This is a genomic window from Acidovorax sp. YS12, from assembly GCA_021496925.1.
In the GTDB taxonomy this organism is placed as follows: Bacteria; Pseudomonadota; Gammaproteobacteria; order Burkholderiales; family Burkholderiaceae_C; genus Paenacidovorax.
Genome location: CP053915.1, coordinates 997,092 through 1,016,980 on the forward strand (window position 1 = coordinate 997,092; position 19,889 = coordinate 1,016,980).

Genomic DNA, 19,889 nt, shown 5'->3' on the forward strand with positions numbered 1-19,889 from the left:
CGGCCATTTTTCCTGCTAATCAGCGCAAGACGTCAACGCCGCCAGCGCGCCGCCGGGTGGCGCTGCGGCAGGCGGTCGCCAGCGCCAAAGAGCTGCTGGCGCAGCGTGCCGCCCTCGTAGCCGGTGCGGTAGCGCCCCCGGTTCTGCAGCTCCGGCACGACCAGCGTGGCGAAGTCCTCCCAGGTTTCGGGCACGACGAGGCGCGTGAGGTTGAAGCCGTCGATCTCGCCCACGTCCACCCAGCGCTCGAGTTCATCGGCCACCTGCGCCGCATCGCCGACGATGGTGGTGTAGCGGCTGCCCAGCGTGAACTGTTCCAGCAGCTTGCGCCGGGTGGTCCAGCCCTGTTGCCGGACCGCCGCGGCCGCCGACTGGATGGCATTGCTCTGGCCGAAGGCAATCGGTTCGTCGAGCCCGTAGCGCGCGAAATCCACCCCGGTGCTGGCGGCGAAATGCGCCAGGCCGCCCTCGGCGCTCGCGTGGGCCTGGTACTCGGCGTATTTTTCGTGCGCCTCGGCCTCGGTGCGGCCGGGCACCACGGCCACGCCGACGTAGATCTTGATGTCGTCGGGCTGCCGGCCCGCATCCACCGCCGCCTGGCGCAACTGGCGCGAGGCCTCACGCGCGGCCTCGGGCGTGCGCGCGCCGATGAAGACGCCCTCGGCATGCTGGCCGGCAAAGCGCAACCCGCGCGCCGACGTGCCGGCCTGGAACAGCACCGGCGTGCGCTGGGGCGACGGCGCGCTCATGTGGATGGCGTTGGCGCGGTAGAACGGCCCCTCGTGCACCACCGGGTGCACCTTCCCGGGCAGCGCGTGGATGCGCCGCGCCTTGTCGGCAATGACGGCACCGTCCTCCCAGCTTCCCTCCCACAGCTTGTACGACAGCGCCAGGAAATCGTCGGCACGGTCATAGCGGCTGTCGTGCTCGGCCAGGCCGTCCTGGCCCAGGCCGCGCGCGCCGCTGTCCACGTAGCCGGTGACGATGTTCCAGCCGATGCGCCCCTGGGTGAGCTGGTCCAGCGTCGTCACGTCGCGCGCGAAGGCGTAGGGGTTGTGCGCCCCCACGGTGGCCGTGACGCCGAAGCCGATGTGCTGCGTCACCGCCGCCATGGCCGACACCAGCAGCCACGGGTTGTTCACCGGCAGCTGGATGGCCTCGCGCAGCGTCAGGTCCACGCCGCCCTGGTAGACGTCGTAATAGCCGATCACGTCGGCGATGAAGATGCCGTCGAACAGGCCGCGCTCCAGCACCTGCGCGATGTTCGTCCAGTACTGCAGCGTGCCGTGCTGCGTGGACTGGTCGCGCGGGTGCGTCCACAGGCCGTGGTGGATGTGCCCCACGCAGTTCATGTTGAAGGCGTTGACGTGAATGTGCTTCTTGCGGGCCATGGCCGTCGTCTTTCTTGGAGCGGGGATGGGAATCAGATCGCGCCGTGGCGCGGCGGGCGCACGCCGTTGAGCACGTAGTTGCCCACGGCGTGGTACTTCCAGCGCACGGGGTCGTGCAGCGTATGCACGCGGGCGTTGCGCCAGAAGCGGTCCAGGCCGTGCGCGGCCAGCGTGGCGCCGCTGCCGCCCAGCTCGAACAGCTTGCTGCCCGCCAGCAGGCTGGCGCTGGTGCTCAGGGCCTTGGCCCCCGCCACGGCCACCGAGGCGGCGGCCACGCTGTCGTCGGTGGGCAGGCGCTGGGCCGCGTCCACCGCCAGGGCGGCGCGGGCGATCAGCGCGTCGGCGGCGCGCAGGCGCACGTGCACGTTGCCCAGTTGCTGCAACAGCAGCGGGTCCTGCGTGGCGCTGTCCACGCCGGCGTCGATCCAGGGCCGCGCGTGCTCGCGGATGAACGGCAGGGCGGCCTGCAGCGCGCCATGGCCGATGCCCGCGTCCAGCGCCGCGTGGATGATCTGCGCGAACGGCCCGATGGTGGTGGGCCGCTCGAACGAGGCGGTGAATGGCACCACCCATTCGGGCTCGACGCGCACCCGCTCGAACTGCACCGAGCCGCTGCCGGTCACGCGCTGGCCGAAGCCGTCCCAGTCATCAATCACCGTCACGCCGGGCGCACTGCGCGGCACGAACACCAGGTACTGGCGCTCTCCCTGCGCCTCCTGCGCGCTCACCAGCGTGGGAATCCAGTGCGCGAAGATGGCGCCGGTGCAATAGAACTTCTGCCCCTGCACGAACCAGCCGCCGGGCTCGCGCAGCAGCTGCGTGCGGCGCTTGAAGTCCTTGTGCCCGATCTCCGCCAGCGCATTGCCCAGGCGCTCGCCGCGCAGCACGCGGCCATAGAAGAACGCCTTCTGCGCGCTGGAGCCGCCCACGCGCAGCGCTTCCAGCGCGTAGTAGTGGTTCTGCGGGATGTGGCCGAAGTTGCCGTCGGCCGCCGCGATCAGCGCGACGACCTGCGTCAGCACGCCGGTGGACACGCCCGCGCCGCCGTATTCGCGCGGCACGGTGATGCCCCACAGGCCGCTCTGGCTGAAGCGCTCCACCTCCCGCCACGGCAGGGTGCGGTCGCGGTCGCGCGCCTGGGCGCCCGGGGCAATCTCCTGGGCGAACCGGCGCGCGGCCTCCAGGGCTTCCTCCGCGCTGCGGATCACCTGCGTGCCCTGCCGCGGCGCCGAAGCCGGCACGGGCTGCGGCCCCGGCGCAGCCGGGGCTAAGGGCACGGCACGCGCCGTAGGTACTGTCGTCGTGTCTGTCATGCGAATTCCTAGTTCCACTGGTGGCGCCGGGGCAGCGCGCCGTTGAGCAGGTAGTTGCCCAGCAGGTGGTATTTCCAGCGCACGGGGTCGTGCAGCGTATGCACGCGGGCGTTGCGCCAATGGCGGTCGAGGTGGTGCGCGGCGCGGCTGGCGGCCGAGCCGGCCAGGGCGAACAGTTGCTCGCCGGCCTGCAGCGCAGCCTCGGTGGTGAGGATCTTGGCCTCGGCCACGGCCACCGAGGCGCGCGCGCTGGCCTGCGCGTCCACAGGCTGGCGCGCCAGCGCATCGAGCGTGCGCGCCGTCTCGAGCAGCACGGCGTGGGCCGCGTCGACCGCGATCTGCAACTGCCCCACCTCCTGCACGATGTGTGGGTCGGCGCTGGCGCTGGCCACGCCCGCATCGGTCCACGGGCGGCTCCTGTCGCGCACGAAGTCCAGCGCATCGTGCAGCGCCGCCTGGGCGATGCCCGCGTCGATGGCAGCCTGGATGAGCTGCGACACCGGGCCGGAGAGCGTGGGCGTGTGCGCGAAGCGCCATACCGGCACCACGTCGTCCTCGCCCAGGGGCACGCGCTCCAGCACCACGCTGCCGCTGGCCGTGGTGCGCTGGCCGAAGGCGTCCCAGTCGTCGTACACCCGCAGGCCCGGCGCGTCGCGCCGCACCCGCACCAGCACCGCCCTGCCCTCCTCGTCCTGGGCGCGCAGCGGCACCCAGTGGGCAAAAGCCGCGCCGGTGGAATAAAAGCGCGTGCCGCTCAGGCACAGGCCGCCGCCGGGCGCGCGCGCCAGGCGCACCGTGGCCTGCTGCACCTGCGCGGCGCGGGCCTTGCGCTCCGGCCCGGCGTTGCCGAAGCGGTGGCCGGCCAGCACGTCGGCGAACCAGCGCTGCTTCTGCGCCTCGCTGCCCATGTCGGCCAGGGCCTGCACGACGGCGAAGTGGTTCTGCGGAATCTGCCCCAGCGACGGATCGGCCGCGCACAGGATGGCGAACACCTGCGCCAGCGTCTCGTACGAGGCGCCCAGCCCGCCGTAGGCCCGGGGCACGGTGATGGCGCCCAGGCCGCTGGCGGTGTACTGCTCGATCTCGTCCCACGGCAGGCGCCGCTCGCGGTCGCGCGCGGCCGCGCCAGCGCGGAATTGCGCCGCCAGGCGGTGCGCCGTCTCCAGCGCCTCGGCCTCGCTGGCGATGCGCCGGGGCGGCTGCGGCGGCAGGGGCAGCCGTGTCAACAGCCGGGATTCTTCGGGCAGGGCTGCGCCCGCAGCATGCGATGGGGTCATTGCGTGCCTTCTGGTTTGGTTTCAAGGGTTCGTGGCGGCTGGCATGCGCGCCACGTGATTCATGCCTTTTTTGGCCTCCAGCCCTTGTCCATCAAGCGCTGGAAGCTATCGAAAAAGGAGTTCTAGCGGACATCTCAGCTTTCCATGGCGCCACCCACCATCAGCAGCCCCTGAAACCGGCGCGGCCCACGCGCGGGCAGCCGCGCAAGGGCCGCCCCGCCGCGCTGGCTGCGTCCCCCTCCCGTAGCGCGAAGCGCGTAGAGAGAGGGGGAAGCCGCGCAGCGGCTCAGGGGGTGCTTCATTTCAGCGGCTGCGCAGCCAGTGCACGTAGCGGTCGCCGAGGGTCTGCACCACCGTCACCAGCACGATGAGCATGGCGATCACGATCAGCATCACCTGGGTGTCGAAGCGCTGGTAGCCGTAGCGGATGGCCAGGTCGCCCAGCCCGCCCGCGCCCACGGCGCCGGCCATGGCCGAGGAGCTGATGAGCGCCACCAGCGTGATGGTGAAGCCGCCGATGATGCCGGGCAGCGCCTCGGGCAGGTAGACGTGGCGCACGATGTCCCACTTCTTGCAGCCCATGGCCTGGGCAGCCTCGATCAGCCCGGCATCGACCTCGCGCAGGCTCACCTCGGCGATGCGCGCGAAGAACGGCGTGGCGCTGATGGCCAGCGGCACGATGGCCGCCCACACGCCGATGGTGGTGCCCGCGACGATGCGCGTGAACGGAATCAGGGCCACCAGCAGCACGATGAAGGGCGTGGCGCGAAAGCCGTTGACCACGCTGCCCACCGCGCGGTGGATGCGCGGCGACGCCAGGAAGCCCCCGGGCGCGGTGACGATCAGCAGCACCGCCAGCGGCACGCCCGCGGCGAAGGCGATGCCGCCGGAGACGCCGACCATGGTCAGCGTGTCGGCCAGCGCGCCCCAATAGCGCTCAATGGGAATGGACAGATTCAGCGACATAGCCGAGTACCTTGATTTCGTGGGCAATGGCCTCGCGGCCCTGGGTGAAGGGGGTCCAGTCGGCCTGCTCGGCAGCGCCTTCGAGCGCCACCAGCAACTGGCCCTGGGCATGGCCCTGGATGCGGTCCACGCCGCCGTGCAGCAGGCGCACGCGCGCGCCCAGCGCCTGGGCGATGCGCGGCAGGTCGGGCTCCAGCCCGTCCTCGCCGCGGTAGCCCAGCTGCAGGATCTGCGTGTGCGCGCCGGACGGGGGCTGCGCCTGCAGGCGCTGGCGCAGGTCGTCCGGCAGGCCGTGCTGCAGCGGCGCCAGCAGCGCCCGCGTGGCCGCGTGCCGGGGGTTGCCGAACACCTGCCACACGGCGCCCAGCTCGGCGATGCGGCCCTGCTCCAGCACCAGCACCTGGTCGGCGATCTCGCGGATCACGCTCATCTCGTGCGTGATGAGGACCACGGTGATGCCCAGTTTGCGGTTGATGTCGCGCAGCAGCTGCAGGATGGACTGCGTGGTTTCCGGGTCCAGCGCCGAGGTGGCTTCGTCGCACAGCAGGATTTCGGGCCCGGTGGTCAGCGCGCGCGCAATGCCCACGCGCTGCTTCTGCCCGCCCGAGAGGCGGCTGGGGTAGGTACCGGCCTTGTCCTGCAGGCCGACGAGCAGCAGCAGCTCCTGCACGCGCGCCGCGATCTGCGCCGCTGGCACGCCGGCCACCTTCAGCGGCAGCGCCACGTTCTCGGCCACGGTCTTGGCCGACAGCAGGTTGAAGTGCTGGAAGATCATGCCGATGCGCCGCCGCAGCTGCACCAGCCCGGCCTCGGACAGCGTGCCGATGTCCACGCCATCGACCAGCACCTGGCCGCTGGTGGGCTGCTCCAGCCGGTTGATGGTGCGCAGCAGGCTGGACTTGCCCGCGCCGCTGCGCCCGATGATGCCGAAGATGCTGCCCGGCGCGATCTCCAGGCTGATGGCGTCCAGCGCCTGCACCGTGCCCGCCGAGGAGCGATAGGTCTTGGCCACGCCGCGGAACGCCACCGCGCCCGCGCCGCGCGGGGCAGCGGGTGCGGGCGCGCTGCCCCGCGCACCCGCGGCCTGGACGCGGCCCGGCAGGCCCCCCCAGCCGGCCAACATGCGCCGCGCGGTCAACGTATCACTTGCCATGGGACGGCTCCTTGGTGGTTTGCTGCCAGGGCAGCGTGTAGAGCTTCGGGTCGTGGCCGAAGCCCTGGCTGATGGTCTGCTTCACAGCCTCGGAGTTCTGGTACAGCTGCACCAGCTTGCGCAATCTGGCTTCCTGCGCGCGGTCGCTGCGGGCCACGAAGCCCATGGCGTAGAAGGTGTCGGCAATGCCCGAGTACAGCAGCGCCTGGCTCGCCTGCGCCTTCTTGCCGGCGTTGACGAAATAGCTCGGCCACACCACCACCAGGTCCAGGTCGTCGAGCGCGCGGATCAGTTGCGGCCCCTCGATCTCGAAGAAGCGCAGCTTCTTCGGGTTCTCCACCACGTCGTGCACGCTGGCGCCCACCGCGCTGCCGTTGCGCAGCGTGATGAGCCCGGCCTTTTGCAGCAGCAGCAGGCCCCTGCCCTGGTTCACCGGGTCGTTGGCCACGGCCACGCGCGCCTTCTCGGGCACGTCGGCCAGGCGCTGGTAGCGGTTGGAGTAGATGCCGATGTTCTGCAGCAGCCCCAGCCCGACGAACGCCAGCTGGTAGCCGCGCTCCTTGACGGCGTTGTTCAGGAACGCCTGGTGCTGGAAGAAGTTCAGGTCGATGTCGCCGTTGTTCACCGCCTCGTTGGGCAGCGTCCAGTCGGTGAACTCCACCAGTTGCAGGTCGATGCCGGCGGCGCGGGCCTCGGGCACCAGGGCCTGCACCGCGTCGGACGTGACGCCCGGCGTGGAGCCGACCTTCACCACCTCCCCGGCATGGGCCGGGAGAGCCAGCAGCGCGGCGCCCAGCCAAGCCAGCCATGTGCGTTTTCGCATGTTCGGACCTCTTTCGGGAATGGCCGCGGCGGCTTACTGCCGGGTCCAGGTCAGGGTGTAGAGCTTGGTGTCGCCCGCGAACGCCTTGTGGATGGCGGCCTTGACGGCGTCTGAGTTCTGGAAGACCTTGACGAACTTCTGGATCACCGGGTCCTTGGTGCGGTCGGCCTTGACGACGAACTGGATGGAAAAGCGCGCGTCCTCGATGCCGGAATACGCCAGGCCGCTGGAGGGGTCGAAGGCCTTGGACGCGACGATGAAGTGCGGGTAGCCCTGCGCGATGTCCACGTCCGGCGTGATGCGCACCAGCTGCGGCCCCTCCACCTCGACGAAGCTGAGCTTCTTCGGGTTGTCGGTGATGTCGTTGATCGTGCCCAGGAAGCCCACGCCGGGCTTGAGCTTGATGAGCCCCACCTTCTGCAGCAGCAGCAGGCCCCGGCCCTGGTTCACCGGGTCGTTGGCGATGCCGACCTTGCCGCCCTGCGGCACCTGGTCCACCGACTTGTGCTTGAGCGAATACAGGCCGATGTTGGCCAGGAAGCTCACGCCCGCGCTGCCCAGCTTGTAGCCGTTCTTCTGGATGGCGTTGTCCAGGAAGGGCTGGTGCTGGAAGAAGTTGATGTCCAGGTCGCCGCTGTCCACGGCCACGTTGGGCGTGGTCCAGTCGGTGAACTCGGTGACGGTGACGTCGATGCCCTGGGCCTTGGCGTCCTTGGCCGCGGCGCCGATGGCGTCGGCATAGACGCCGGGCAGCACGCCGATGCGCAGCTTGTCGGCCGCGTGGGCCTGCAGCACGGCGAATGCGGCCAGGGGGGCGATCAGAAGGCGGGCGAATTTCATGCGATATATCTCCAAAAAACGGTAGGCAAAAAGGGAAGGAAGATCCGGCTCAAGGCTGCTTCACGCGCCAGGGCAGGCTGTAGAGCTTGTCGTTGCCGGCATAGGATTTGTGGATCTGCGCCCGCACGGCGGGCGAGCTTTGGTACAGGCGCACGAATTTGTCGATGCGCGCGTCCCTGGCGTTGTCGCGGCGCGCCACGAAGCGGATCGCGTAGTACAGGTCGTCGATGCCCGAATACAGCAGCGCGCTGCCCGCCACCTGGGGCTTGCCGGCGTTGACGTAGTGCGCCGGGTAGCCTTGGGCCAGGTCCACGTCGTCCAGCGCGCGCACCAGCTGCGGCCCCTCGATCTCGACGAAGCGCAGCTTTTTCGGGTTGGCCACGATGTCGTCCAGGCCCGGCCGGGTGCCCGCGCCGTCGCGCAGCTGGATGAGCCCGGCCTTCTGCAGCAGCAGCAGGCCGCGCCCCTGGTTCACCGGGTCGTTGGCCACGCCGACGCGGGCGCCCTCGCGCAGCGCGTCAAAGCGCTGGACGCGCAGCGAATACAGGCCGATGTTGGGCAGCAGCCCGGTGCCCACGCTGGTGAAGGCGTAGCCGCGCTCGCGCACGGTGTTGTCGAGAAAGGCCTGGTGCTGGAAGTAGTTCAGGTCGATGTCGCCCGCCGCCAGGGCCGTGTTCGGCGTGGTCCAGTCGGTGAACTCGATGACCTCCACGTCCAGGCCCTGCTGGCGCGCCTCCTGGGCCGCCACGGCCACGGAATCGGCCAGCGAGCCGGGCGTGACGCCGATCTTCAGGGGCTGCGCGGCAGCGGCCAGCGCCGGCCAGGCCGCCAGGGCGATCAGGTGGAGTGCGAGAAATTTCCGCAGGTGCGCGAGCATGGTGCCTTTCCTTGGAGGGCCGCGCGCCGGCGGCGCCCCCAGGCACCGCACCGGCACGCAGCCGCCGATGAAGGCCATTGCACCATCGGGTGCTGCACTGCACCACGAAGGATTCCGCATTTGGAAATGCCAAAAAAAAGCCGCAGGCGGTGCTGCGGCTTTCGGGGTGCGGGGCGGGCTTGGGTCAGATCTTGACGCCGGCCATGTACTGGTTGAACGGGAACTCGGAGAAGCGGTTCCACAGGATCTGGTCGCGCTGGAAGGCGCGCATGTCCTGGTGGATCTTCTTGAACTCGGGCGACTTGGCCTCGTGTTCGGCAAAGACTTCCATCGACGCCTTGAAGCCCGCGTCCATCACAGCCTTCGGGAAAGCCTTGAGCTGGGTCTTGTTGGCCACCAGGCGCTTGAGGGCGACGGGGTTCACGGCCATGTACTTGGAGGTCATGTCGGCCGCGGCCACGCGCGTGGCGGCATCCAGGATGGCCTTGTTCTGCGCCGACAGCGCGTTGTACTTCTTGAGGTTGATGAAGAACTCCAGGTCGGCGCTGCCCTCCCACCAGCCCGGGTAGTAGTAGTACGGCGCCACCTTGTTGAAGCCGAGCTTCTCGTCGTCGTAGGGGCCGACGAACTCGGCCGCGTCCAGCGTGCCCTTTTCCAGCGCCTGGTACACGTCGCCCGCGGGCATGTTCTGCGCCACCACGCCCAGCTTGGCCATGGCCTCGCCGAACACGCCGCCGCCCAGGCGCATCTTCAGGCCCTTGAGGTCGGCCACGCCCTTGATTTCCTTGCGGTACCACCCGCCCATCTGCGTGGTGGTGTTGCCCGCGCTGGCGATGCGGAAGTTGTACTTCTCGAAGAAGGCGTCGAGCAGCTTGCGGCCGTTGCCGTGGTCCTTCCAGGCGGCCATCTGCAGCGTGGTCAGGCCGAAGGGCACGGCGCAGCTGAAGGCGAAGATGGGGTCCTTGCCGGTGAAGTAGTAGGCTGCGGTCTGGGCCATGTCGATGGTGTCGGCCTGCAGGGCATCGACCACGCCGAAGGCGGGCATCAGCTCGCCCGCGGGGTGCACGGAGATCTCGAACTTGCCGCCGGAGAGCGCCTTCACGGTTTCAGAGAGCTTTTCGGCGCTGCCGAAGATGGTGTCCAGCGACTTGGGGAAGCTGGAAGCCAGGCGCCAGCGCACGGTTTCCTGCGCGTGCACGGCGGGCGCCACGCCCGCGGCGAGCACGCCCGCGATACCGGCATTTTTGATGAGGGAACGACGATCCATGTAGGGTCTCCTGGATAGTTGAAAACTCGGGCCGCCCCATGGTGTGCAAGGCGGCCGAGGACTTCGCAGCCGAGGTGCATTGTAGGAACATGCACCGGCCCCTGGAGGCAACCGCGCGTATGTCCTTATCGGCGCTCAGAACGTGTTCACGGTCTTATGCCTGGGCGAAACGCTGGCGCACGGCACGCGCGATGCCCTCGGCATCCAGCCCCTGCAGCGCCAGCAGCCTGGCCGGGTCGCCGTGTTCGATGAAGACGTCGGGCAGGCCCAGCTGCAGCACCGGCCGCGTCACGCCGGCAGCGTTCAGGGCCTCGCACACGGCGCTGCCCGCACCGCCCATGATGGCGCCCTCCTCCACGGTGACGATGGCGTCGTGCGTGGCCGCCAGCGACAACAGCAGCTCGGTATCGAGCGGCTTGGCCCAGCGCATGTTGGCCACCGTGGCGTCCAGCGTCTCGGCGGCGGCCAGCGCCGGATACAGCAGCGTGCCGAACGCCAGGATGGCGATGCGCTGGCCCTGGCGCCGCACCTCGCCCTTGCCGAACGGCAGGCCCTCCAGTCCGGCCAGCGGTGCCACGCCCGCGCCGCTGCCGCGCGGGTAGCGCACGGCCACGGGGTGGTCCTGCTCGTAGGCGGTGGTGAGCAGTTGGCGGCACTCGCGCTCGTCGGCCGGGCAGGCCAGGCTCATGTTGGGAATGCAGCGCACGAACGGGATGTCGTAGGCGCCCGCGTGCGTCGCCCCGTCGGCCCCGACCAGGCCCGCGCGGTCGAGCGCGAAGACCACCGGCAGGTTCTGCAGCGCCACGTCGTGGATCAGTTGGTCGTAGGCGCGCTGCAGGAAGGTGGAGTAGATGGCCACCACGGGCTTCACGCCCTCGCAGGCCAGGCCGGCGGCAAAGGTCACGGCATGCTGCTCGGCGATGCCCACGTCGTAGTAGCGGCCCGGAAAGCGGCGGTGGAACTCGACCATGCCCGAGCCCTCGCGCATCGCCGGGGTGATGCCCACCAGGCGCTGGTCCTTGTCGGCCATGTCGCACAGCCACTGGCCGAACACCTGGGTGAAAGTGGGCTTTTGCGGCGTGCTCGGCGGCACCAGGCCCACGCTGGGGTCGAACTTGCCGGGGCCGTGGTAGGCCACGGGGTCGGCCTCGGCCAGCTTGTAGCCCTGGCCCTTCTTGGTGACCACGTGCAGGAACTGCGGGCCTTTCAGCTCCTTGATGTTCTCCAGCGTCGGGATGAGCGAGTCGAGGTCGTGCCCGTCGATCGGGCCGATGTAGTTGAAGCCGAATTTCTCGAACAGCGTGGCCGGCACCACCATGCCCTTGGCCTGCTGCTCCAGGCGCTTGGCCAGCTCCCACAGCGGGGGGGCATTCTTGAGCACGTTCTTGCCCATGTCGCGCGCCTTGGCGTAGAACTGCCCGCTCATGAGCTGCGCCAGGTAGCGGTTGAGCGCGCCCACGGGCGGGCTGATGCTCATGTCGTTGTCGTTGAGGATGACCAGCAGGTTGGCGTCGGCCACGCCGGCGTTGTTCAGCGCCTCGAAGGCCATGCCGGCGGTCATGGCGCCGTCGCCGATGACGGCGATGCTGTAGCGGCTCTCGCCGCGCTGCCGGGCCGCCAGCGCCATGCCCAGCGCGGCGGAGATGCTGGTGGACGAATGCGCGGTGCCGAAGGTGTCGTAGATGCTCTCGGCGCGCTGCGGAAAGCCCGACAGGCCGCCGAGCTGGCGCAGCGTGTGCATGCGCTCGCGCCGCCCGGTCAGGATCTTGTGCGGGTAGGTCTGGTGGCCCACGTCCCACACCACGCGGTCGTGCGGGGTGTTGAAGACATGGTGCAGCGCCACGGTCAGCTCCACCGTGCCGAGGTTGGAGCTCAGGTGCCCGCCAGTCTTGGACACGCTGTCGAGCAAGAAGGCGCGCAGCTCCGCCGCCAGTTGCCCCAGCTCGGCGCGCGAGAGACGGCGCAGGTCGGCAGGATCGTTCACGCGCGAGAGCAAAGGGTAGGAAATCGTGGTCATGGACTCTTCTTTTGATAGCTGCTAGCGCTTGATGGATAAGGGCCAGAGGCGTTTTTGACTGGTATTTTCAACCCTGCTCATCACAAATTAGCCACAGGTGCATGAAACCGGCGCAGCCCAGGCGAGGGCAGCCGCGCAAGGGCCGCCCCGCCGCGCTGGCTGCGTCCCCCTCCCACGCGAAGCGTGAGAGAGGGGGAAGGCGCGAAGCGACTCAGGGGGTGTTCCATCTCAATTCGAGCGGTTCACGACCATCTCGGCCAGGGCATGCAAGGCACGCGTATCGGGCAGGCCGCTGGCGGCCAGCGCGGCCAGCGCCTCGCCCAGCAATGCATCGGCATGCGCGCGCGCGCGCTCCAGCCCCAGCAGCGACACGTAGGTGGGCTTGTCGCTCGCGGCGTCCTTGCCTGCGGTCTTGCCCAGGGTGGCGGAGTCCTGCGTCACGTCGAGGATGTCGTCCACCACCTGGAAGGCCAGGCCCAGCGCCGCGCCATAGCGCGCCAGCGCCGCCTGGCCGGCGGCATCGGCGCTGCCGCAGGCCGCGCCCATGGCCACGCTGGCCTGCAGCAGCGCCCCGGTCTTGAGGCGGTGCATCTGGCGCAGTTGCGCTTCGTCCAGCGCCACGCCCACGCTGGCCAGGTCGATGGCCTGGCCGCCTGCCATGCCCTCGGCCCCGGCCGCGCGCGCCAGCAGGCGGCACAGCGCGGCCTGCACGCGGTCGGGAATGCCCGCGCCCTCGGGCACCAGCAGCTCGAAGGCCAGCGCCTGCAGCGCATCGCCCGCCAGCAGCGCCTGGGCCTGGCCGAACTGCACGTGCACCGTGGGCTTGCCCCGGCGCAGCACGTCGTTGTCCATGCACGGCATGTCGTCGTGCACCAGCGAATAGGCGTGGATCAGCTCCACCGCGCACGCGGCGCGCAGCGCGGCCTCGGGCTGGCCCGCCACCGCCTCGCTGGCGGCCAGCACCAGCAGCGGGCGCAGGCGCTTGCCGCCGTCCAGCACGGCGTAGCGCATGGCCTCGCCCAGCCCGGCCGGGGCGTCCGGGGCGATCCATTGCGACAGCGCCTGCTCCACGCGCGCGAGGTGGTGGTGGCTCCAGGCGCCCAGGTCGAAGGAAGCCGCCACGGCGGAAGAATCGGAACAGCTCACTCTTGCGTCCATGGTTGCAGCGCCCCCTCGTCCAGCACCTTGATCTGCTCCTGCACGGCTTCGAGCCGCGCGCGGCAAAAGGCCAGCAGCGCATTGGCGCGCTCGTAGCCCGCGAGCATCTGGTCCAGCGGCAACTGGCCCGACTCGATGCGCGCCACCCATTGCTCCAGTTCCTCCAGCGCGGCTTCGTAGCTGGCGGGTTCGGGGGGCGTGGCGGGTGCGGCGGGGGCCTTGGGCATGGGGATTCCAGGAAGGGGGGACGCGGGGTCAAAACGCAGGATTTTAGGCGCTGGCACCCACGCGGCGTGGAGAGAGCCCCCCAGCCCCCTGCGCTGGCACGGCCACCCAATACACGCATGGAGGATGCGGAAATAACCCTGCCAGCTATAATCCCATTCCCCCGCGAGACCGGCCCTGGGTACCCATCCCGGCCGGTTTTGTCTTTTATTCAACCGCGCATGCACGCGCACCTCCCTGTGGGGAGTCTTTAGGTCAGGTCGCCCATGTCTGATTTAAGTCTTCAACTGCAGCAGGCCGCAAGCCAACTACCAGTTTCCAGCTACTTCGACGAAGCACTGTTCCAGCGTGAAATGCAGGCCCTGTTCCAAGGCGGCCCGCGTTACGTGGGACACGCGCTCAGCGTCCCCAACCCGGGCGACTACCACGCCCTGCCCCAGGAAAGCGAGGGCCGCGCGCTGGTGCGCAATGCGCAAGGACAGGTGGAGCTGATCTCCAACGTCTGCCGCCACCGCCAGGCCGTGATGCTCAACGGCCGCGGCTCGCTGCAGGGCCAGGGCAAGGGCCACGCGGGTGGCAACATCGTCTGCCCCATCCACCGCTGGACCTACGCCGCTGGCGGCGAGCTGCTGGGCGCGCCGCATTTCGCGCACGACCCGTGCCTGAACCTCAACAACTACAAGCTGCGCGAGTGGAACGGCCTCCTCTTCGAGGACAACGGCCGCGACATCGCCGCCGACCTCTCGGGCATGGGCCCGCGCGCCGACCTGTCGTTCGAGGGCTACGCGCTCGACCGCGTGGAGCTGCACGAGTGCAACTACAACTGGAAGACCTTCATCGAGGTCTATCTGGAGGACTACCACGTCGGCCCGTTCCATCCCGGCCTGGGCAACTTCGTCACCTGCGACGACCTGCGCTGGGAGTTCAGCAAGGAGTTCTCGGTGCAGACCGTGGGCGTGGCGCCCACCTTCGGCAAGCCGGGCTCGGATGTGTACAGGCAGTGGCATGAGGTGCTGCTCAAGTACCAGGGCGGCCAGCGCCCCGAGCGCGGCGCCATCTGGCTGACCTACTACCCGCACATCATGGTGGAGTGGTACCCGCACGTGCTCACCGTCTCGACGCTGCACCCCGTCAGCACGACCAGGACGCTAAACATGGTGGAGTTCTACTATCCCGAGGAAATCGTCGCCTTCGAGCGCGAATTCGTCGAGGCGCAGCAGGCCGCCTACATGGAGACCTGCATTGAGGACGACGAGATCGGCGAGCGCATGGACGCCGGCCGCAAGGCCCTGCTGGCGCGCGGCGAGAACGAAGTCGGCCCCTACCAGAGCCCGATGGAAGATGGCATGCAGCACTTCCACGAGTGGTACCGGGCCAAGCTCGGCGCGGCACTCTGAGCCGCTGCGCGGCCGCTGAAAAACACAAAGCCCGCATGCCTTGCCTGGCGCGCGGGCTTTGCCGCGTCTGGGGTGCCGGCCGGTGCGCGCCACTGTTTGACTCAATGAATTCGTGAGTCTTTCTAACCCCAAGGCAGGCCCGCTCCGCTAATTTTCGCGCATGCCGCGCGATGCCAAGCCTCCTCCCACAGAAGCGCAAGCCTTTGCGCAGCGCCTGCGGCGCGCGCTGGAGCAAGCCGGCCATCCGGCATCCCCCACGGCCGTGGCGCACGAATTCAACCTGCGCTACTGGGGCCGGAGCATCTCCATCTACGCCGCGCGCAACTGGCTGCTGGGCATCTCGCTGCCGCGCCACGACAAGCTGCGCGTGCTGGCCGAATGGCTGCGCGTATCCCCCGAGACCCTGCTGCTGGGCACCGCGCCCCCTCTGCCCAAGGCCGGTACGGCGGATGCCCTGCGGCGGCAGGACCTGCCCTTGCCCGCCCTCGGGCTGACCGACCAGCACATGCTCCACACCTACCTGCGCCTCTCGCGCGAAAGCCAGCGCACCGTGCAGGCCGTGGTGGCCGCATGCCAGGCGCTGGACGCGGCGCGCAACAGGCCGCCGGGCTGAGGCCACAGGCCCCGTCACGCTCCTATTACAATAGCTGCCAGCGCTTGGCGCATAAGCGCTGGCAGCCTTTTTCATTCATACTCCGAAGTTCCATGCAAGCCCTCTGGATGGTGCTGGCCGCATTCCTTTTCGCCAGCATGGGCGTGTGCGTCAAAACCGCCTCGGCCTTTTTCAACACCGCCGAGCTGGTGTGCTACCGGGGCCTCGTCAGCATGGCGCTGCTGTGGGCGCTGGCGCGCGCGCAAGGCGTGCCGCTGGCCACGCGCTACCCCGGCATGCATGCCTGGCGCAGCCTGCTGGGCGTGGCTTCGCTCAGCGCGTGGTTCTACGCCGTGGCCTACCTGCCGCTGGCGACGGCCATGACGCTCAACTACATGAGCAGCGTGTGGATCGCCGCCTTCCTGGTCGGCGGCACGCTGCTCGCCTGGCGCCCGTCGGCGGGGACGCCGCGTCCGCCGCTGCAGGTGCCGCTGGTGCTGACGGTGCTGGCGGGCTTCGGCGGGGTGGTGCTGATGCTGCGCCCCAGCATCGCCCCGGAGCAGATGTTCGCCGGGCTGGTGGGCCTGGCCTCGGGGCTCACGGCCGCGTTCGCCTACATGCAGGTAGTGGCGCTGTCGCGCCTGGGCGAGCCCGAGACGCGCACGGTGTTCTATTTCGCGCTCGGCGCCGCCGTGGGCGGCAGCGCGGGCATGGTGGCGGCGGGCACCTCGCCCTGGCCGGGCTGGAGTGCGCTGTGGCTGCTGCCGCTGGGCCTGTTCGCGGCGCTGGGCCAGCTGTGCCTGACGCGCGCCTACGCCTCGGCGCGCACGCAGCGCGGCACGCTGGTGGTGGCCAACCTGCAGTACACGGGCATCGTCTTCGCCAGCCTGTACGGCATGCTGCTGTTCGGCGAGCGCATTCCGCCCATCGGCTGGGCCGGCATGGCGCTGATCGTGGCCAGCGGCATGGCAGCGACCATCCTGCGCACGCGGGCCGCGCCCGGCACGCCGCCGGTCAAGGAAGACTGACACAATCCCCTGCTTCTTCCCTTCTTCGCCCGCTGCCATGCCCTACACCACGCTGATCTCCGCCCCCGAACTGCAAGCCTTGCTGGCCAGCGGCCAGCCGCTGATGGTGTTCGACTGCAGCTTCGACCTGGCGCAGCCCGAGGCGGGCACCCAGGCCTACCTGGCATCGCACATTCCCGGTGCGGTGCATGCGCACCTGGACCGCGACCTGAGCCTCAAGCAGCCCGCCCCGGGCGAACAGGCCGCGTCCGGCGGGCGCCACCCGCTGCCCGGCCGCGAGCGCTTCGCCGCGTGGCTGTCGTCGGTGGGGTTCGCCAACGGCATGCAGGCCGTGGTCTATGACCGCAACGGCTGCAACTACTGCGGCCGCCTGTGGTGGATGCTGAAATGGGCCAGCCACGACGCCGTGGCCGTGCTCGACGGCGGGCTGCAGGCCTGGACGGCCGCGGGCGGCCCCGTGGCCGCGGGCGCCGGGCCCGCCCGCCTGCCCGCCAGCTTCGCGCTGCAGGCGCCACTGCGCCGCCTGGCCAGCGCGGCCGAGGTGCTGGCCACGCTGGGGCAGGACGGCCAGACCGTGCTCGACGCCCGCGCCGCACCGCGCTACCGTGGCGAGGTGGAGCCGCTGGACCCGGTGGCCGGGCACATTCCAGGGGCGCTGAACCGCCCCTTTACCGAGAACATTGCCGCCGACGGGCGCTTCAAGCCCGCGCAACTGCTGCGCGCCGAGTTCGAGGCGCTGCTGCAGGGCCGCCCCGCCGCCACGGTGGTGCACCAGTGCGGCAGCGGCGTGAGCGCCCTGCCCAACCTGCTGGCGATGGAGGTGGCGGGCCTGGGGCCCACGGCGCTGTTCGCGGGCAGCTGGAGCGAGTGGTGCAGCGACCCGCAGCGCCCCGTGGAGCGCGGCTGACGCAGCGAAGTGCTGTGGCGCGCGGCCCTATGCCCCTGTAAGGCAAATTCCTACAGCGCCGGCTGTGCACCCTGACGCAGTGCGCAGCCAAACCCCGACTTAATTTTTGATTGGGCCCAAATCACAATCCATTTCAACGGATCACGCATTGTTTCACTGCGTATCCAACTGAAAGGATTGCATCATGACCAACGAACAACTGCTTGCCGAGATCCGCGAAGCCAACCTCACCTACCTGATGCTGGCGCAGAACCTGATCCGCCACGACAAGGCCGAAGCCGTGTTCCGCCTGGGCATGAACGAGGAGGCCTGCGACATCCTGGCCTCGCTGTCGGCCGCCCAGGTGCTCAAGCTGGCTTCGCGCAACACGCTGCTGTGCAGCTTCCGCGTGGACGACGAACTGGTGTGGAGCTTGCTGACCAACCACTCGCTGAAGAAGGTCGGCAACGACGCCACCAACACGCTGCACGCCAACATCCTGATGGCCAGCCGCGTGGCCGAAGTGCTCTGAGACCCGTTGCCGCAAGGAGCCCGCCCCATGACCACCGCCGCCCCCGCCGCCAAGAGCGTGCTCAACGAGTCCCGGCAGATCGAGCGCGCCGCCATGCTGATCCGCATGGGCGCCCGCATGCAGGTTCTCGAATCGGAGACCACGCTGTCCTACGAGCGCCTGATCCGCCTGTACAAGGAGATCGCGGGCAAGTCGCCCTCGAAGGGGCAACTGCCGTTCTCCACCGACTGGTTCCTGACCTGGCAGGAAAACATCCACAGCTCGCTGTTCCTCAACATCTACGAGTACCTGGCCAAGGGCGTGAGCATCGACACGGTGGAGCAGCTCACCAAGGCCTACCGCCTGTACACCGAGCAGATCGAAGCGGCCGGCCTGGAGGCGCTGCTGTCGTTCACCCGCGCCTGGCGCCTGGTCAAGTTCGTCGATGCCAACATGCTCACGCGCACCAAGTGCTCCGGATGCGGCGGCCTGTTCGTGACCGAGCCCTACGAGAACGCGCGCCACTACCAGTGCGGGCTGTGCAACCCGCCCGCGCGCGCCGGCAAGAGCAAGAGCGCCGGGGCCCTGCAGCTGCACTGATTCTTTCTCTATAAAAATAGCTGCCAGCGCTTGATGCACAAGCGCTGGCAGCTATTTTTTCAGGAGCATTTTCCTAATTTTCCATAGGGCCAGGCGCCGCCCGTTGCGCATGAAACGGGCGCGACCCAGGCCAGCGGACGCCGCGCAAGGGCCGCCCCGCTGCGCTGGCGTCGTCCCCCTGCCCGCCACGCCAGGCGTGGCGAGAGCGGGGGGAAGGCGCAAAGCGCCTCAGGGGGGTGCTACTTCAGTAGTCCGCGCAGCTCGGCGGTCATGGGCACGGCGTAGTCCTGCGCTGCCACCACCAGGTTGCCCTCGGGCCGCACCAGCTTCAGGCTGATGAACACCTGCCGGGGCGAGGCCGCGTAGGTACCCACCACCACGGCCTGTGCCTGGTGCGCCTGGCTGACCTCGCGCAGCTCGCGCGACAGCAGCAGCTCGCCCTGCGCGGGCTGCAGCGCCAGTTGCTCGCGCAGGCGCACCTCGGTCACGGGCACGCCGCGCTGCACCAGGCGGCCGGCGATCTGCTCGGAACAGATGCGCCCCAGGCGCGAGGATTCGCCCAGTCGGTCCACGTTCACCAGCGTGGCCACGAGCACGCTGGCGCGCGGGTCCAGGCGCGCGGACTGCAGCAGCGCATCGGCGGCCTGCTGGTTGGCCTGCAGCAGATCGGCCTGCGGCGCGGCGGCAGCGCCGGCATCGCCGTAGTAGTACGAGGCGCAGCCCGGCGCCACGGCAGCGGCCAGCAGCGCCAGCCAGGCGGCGCGGCGCTTCATCATGGCGTCACCACCTTCCAGGTCTTGCCCGGCGGCGGCGGGGGCGGCAGCACGGGCGGCTCGGGCCGGTAGAGCGCGGCGTCCTCGCGTTCGATGTAGTACATGTCGGCCGACCCGGCCAGGTAGCGGTCCTGGCTCTTCAGCGCGGTGGTGATGAGCACCTCGGTGCGCGTCGGCCCGCCGGCCGCCTCGCCCTGGGTGTGGCGCTGCGCCAGGTCCAGCGCCACGCCGGCGCCCAGGCCGATGGCCGTGGCCACGCCGGGCAGCAGGTAGCGGTCGGAGTAATGCGTCTGCCAGTCGCGCCACACGCCCACGCCGGTGGCCAGCATGGTGAAGGGCAGCGGCCCGGGCAGCCGCACCGGCGTGGCCGAGGGGTGCTGCACCACCTGCGCCTGCACCTCCAGCTCCACCCCGGTGGGCACGGCGGATACGGCCACGCCCCGGTCGAGCAGGCGCACGCGCAGCAGTTTCAGAAAGCCCTGGTTGAAGCTGGAGTCGTCGGGCACGGTGACGTAGATGGGGTGCTCGCCCGCCGGCCAGGCGGCGATCTTCCCGGCGACGCGCGCGGCCACGTCGTCGGCCAGCACGTCCCAATGGTGCACGGCACGCGCCTTCTTCTGGCCGGTGGCGGGATAGTTGTCGGCGCGCGGCACGTCCAGGTTGGCGCAGCCGCCCGCCAGCAGCGCCGCTGCCAGCAACGCGGCGAGGTGTCGGTGTGTCATGCGTGGGTTCCCGGAATGGTCATGGCGGTGCTAGCTTTTGCGCACCGATCCTAGCGCTCCCCGCCCTGCCGCC

20 protein-coding genes are annotated in these 19,889 nt (G+C 69.7%); 6 read left to right on the forward strand and 14 right to left on the reverse strand.

The window, feature by feature from the left end:
• Nucleotides 1-32 precede the first annotated feature (32 nt).
• The 12 genes from YS110_04560 to xseB form a co-directional block, all read right to left on the reverse strand.
• Nucleotides 33-1,391 (reverse strand): LLM class flavin-dependent oxidoreductase, encoded by a 1,359-nt coding sequence (locus YS110_04560; protein ID UJB64086.1) that lies wholly within the window; start codon nt 1,389-1,391, stop codon nt 33-35.
• A gap of 32 nt (nt 1,392-1,423) precedes the next feature.
• Complete coding sequence (locus YS110_04565; protein UJB64087.1) at nt 1,424-2,704, reverse strand: SfnB family sulfur acquisition oxidoreductase; 1,281 nt, start codon at nt 2,702-2,704, stop codon at nt 1,424-1,426.
• Nucleotides 2,705-2,712: 8 nt separating this feature from the next.
• Complete coding sequence (locus YS110_04570; protein ID UJB64088.1) at nt 2,713-3,981, reverse strand: SfnB family sulfur acquisition oxidoreductase; 1,269 nt, start codon at nt 3,979-3,981, stop codon at nt 2,713-2,715.
• Nucleotides 3,982-4,284: 303 nt separating this feature from the next.
• A complete protein-coding gene (locus YS110_04575) occupies nt 4,285-4,947 on the reverse strand; it encodes an ABC transporter permease (protein ID UJB64089.1) in 663 nt (220 codons plus the stop codon).
• Nucleotides 4,919-6,100, reverse strand: a complete 1,182-nt coding sequence (locus YS110_04580) for an ATP-binding cassette domain-containing protein (protein ID UJB64090.1) — start codon at nt 6,098-6,100, stop codon at nt 4,919-4,921. The genes YS110_04575 and YS110_04580 overlap by 29 nt, the downstream gene beginning before the upstream one ends.
• Nucleotides 6,090-6,923: a MetQ/NlpA family ABC transporter substrate-binding protein gene (locus YS110_04585; protein UJB64091.1), complete on the reverse strand. Its 834-nt coding sequence runs from the start codon at nt 6,921-6,923 to the stop codon at nt 6,090-6,092. Before YS110_04585 ends, YS110_04580 begins: the two co-directional genes overlap by 11 nt.
• Before the next feature lie 33 nt (nt 6,924-6,956).
• Nucleotides 6,957-7,763, reverse strand: a complete 807-nt coding sequence (locus YS110_04590) for a MetQ/NlpA family ABC transporter substrate-binding protein (GenBank protein UJB64092.1) — start codon at nt 7,761-7,763, stop codon at nt 6,957-6,959.
• A gap of 49 nt (nt 7,764-7,812) precedes the next feature.
• On the reverse strand, nt 7,813-8,640 hold the full coding sequence (locus YS110_04595; protein ID UJB64093.1) for a MetQ/NlpA family ABC transporter substrate-binding protein: 828 nt from the start codon (nt 8,638-8,640) through the stop codon (nt 7,813-7,815).
• Nucleotides 8,641-8,824: 184 nt separating this feature from the next.
• Nucleotides 8,825-9,907 (reverse strand): ABC transporter substrate-binding protein, encoded by a 1,083-nt coding sequence (locus tag YS110_04600; GenBank protein UJB64094.1) that lies wholly within the window; start codon nt 9,905-9,907, stop codon nt 8,825-8,827.
• A 154-nt stretch (nt 9,908-10,061) separates the two neighbouring features.
• Nucleotides 10,062-11,924 carry a 1-deoxy-D-xylulose-5-phosphate synthase gene (gene dxs, locus YS110_04605; protein ID UJB64095.1) on the reverse strand — a complete coding sequence of 621 codons (1,863 nt, stop codon included), beginning with the start codon at nt 11,922-11,924 and terminating at the stop codon, nt 10,062-10,064.
• A gap of 228 nt (nt 11,925-12,152) precedes the next feature.
• The gene (locus tag YS110_04610; protein UJB64096.1) at nt 12,153-13,082 is read right to left on the reverse strand and encodes a polyprenyl synthetase family protein; all 930 of its coding nucleotides are present in this window, start codon (nt 13,080-13,082) and stop codon (nt 12,153-12,155) included.
• Nucleotides 13,067-13,309, reverse strand: coding sequence for an exodeoxyribonuclease VII small subunit (gene xseB / locus YS110_04615; protein UJB64097.1), 243 nt, complete (start codon nt 13,307-13,309; stop codon nt 13,067-13,069). Before xseB ends, YS110_04610 begins: the two co-directional genes overlap by 16 nt.
• Before the next feature lie 264 nt (nt 13,310-13,573).
• Here xseB and YS110_04620 point away from each other — a divergent pair, with 264 nt between their 5' ends.
• The 6 genes from YS110_04620 (at nt 13,574) to flhC (ending at nt 18,321) form a co-directional block, all read left to right on the forward strand.
• Nucleotides 13,574-14,704, forward strand: coding sequence for an aromatic ring-hydroxylating dioxygenase subunit alpha (locus YS110_04620; protein UJB64098.1), 1,131 nt, complete (start codon nt 13,574-13,576; stop codon nt 14,702-14,704).
• Between the two features lie 160 nt (nt 14,705-14,864).
• Nucleotides 14,865-15,317, forward strand: a complete 453-nt coding sequence (locus tag YS110_04625) for a hypothetical protein (GenBank protein ID UJB64099.1) — start codon at nt 14,865-14,867, stop codon at nt 15,315-15,317.
• Nucleotides 15,318-15,409: 92 nt separating this feature from the next.
• The gene (locus YS110_04630) at nt 15,410-16,324 is read left to right on the forward strand and encodes a DMT family transporter (protein ID UJB64100.1); all 915 of its coding nucleotides are present in this window, start codon (nt 15,410-15,412) and stop codon (nt 16,322-16,324) included.
• A gap of 37 nt (nt 16,325-16,361) precedes the next feature.
• Nucleotides 16,362-17,231, forward strand: a complete 870-nt coding sequence (locus YS110_04635; protein ID UJB64101.1) for a sulfurtransferase — start codon at nt 16,362-16,364, stop codon at nt 17,229-17,231.
• Nucleotides 17,232-17,415: 184 nt separating this feature from the next.
• Nucleotides 17,416-17,742, forward strand: a complete 327-nt coding sequence (gene flhD, locus YS110_04640) for a flagellar transcriptional regulator FlhD (GenBank protein UJB64102.1) — start codon at nt 17,416-17,418, stop codon at nt 17,740-17,742.
• Between the two features lie 27 nt (nt 17,743-17,769).
• Complete coding sequence (gene flhC, locus YS110_04645) at nt 17,770-18,321, forward strand: flagellar transcriptional regulator FlhC (GenBank protein UJB64103.1); 552 nt, start codon at nt 17,770-17,772, stop codon at nt 18,319-18,321.
• A gap of 239 nt (nt 18,322-18,560) precedes the next feature.
• Here the strand turns inward: flhC and YS110_04650 are convergent, their stop codons facing one another.
• Complete coding sequence (locus YS110_04650) at nt 18,561-19,094, reverse strand: hypothetical protein (GenBank protein UJB67347.1); 534 nt, start codon at nt 19,092-19,094, stop codon at nt 18,561-18,563.
• A complete protein-coding gene (locus tag YS110_04655; protein UJB64104.1) occupies nt 19,094-19,816 on the reverse strand; it encodes a hypothetical protein in 723 nt (240 codons plus the stop codon). The genes YS110_04650 and YS110_04655 overlap by 1 nt, the downstream gene beginning before the upstream one ends.
• Between the last annotated feature and the right edge of the window lie 73 nt (nt 19,817-19,889).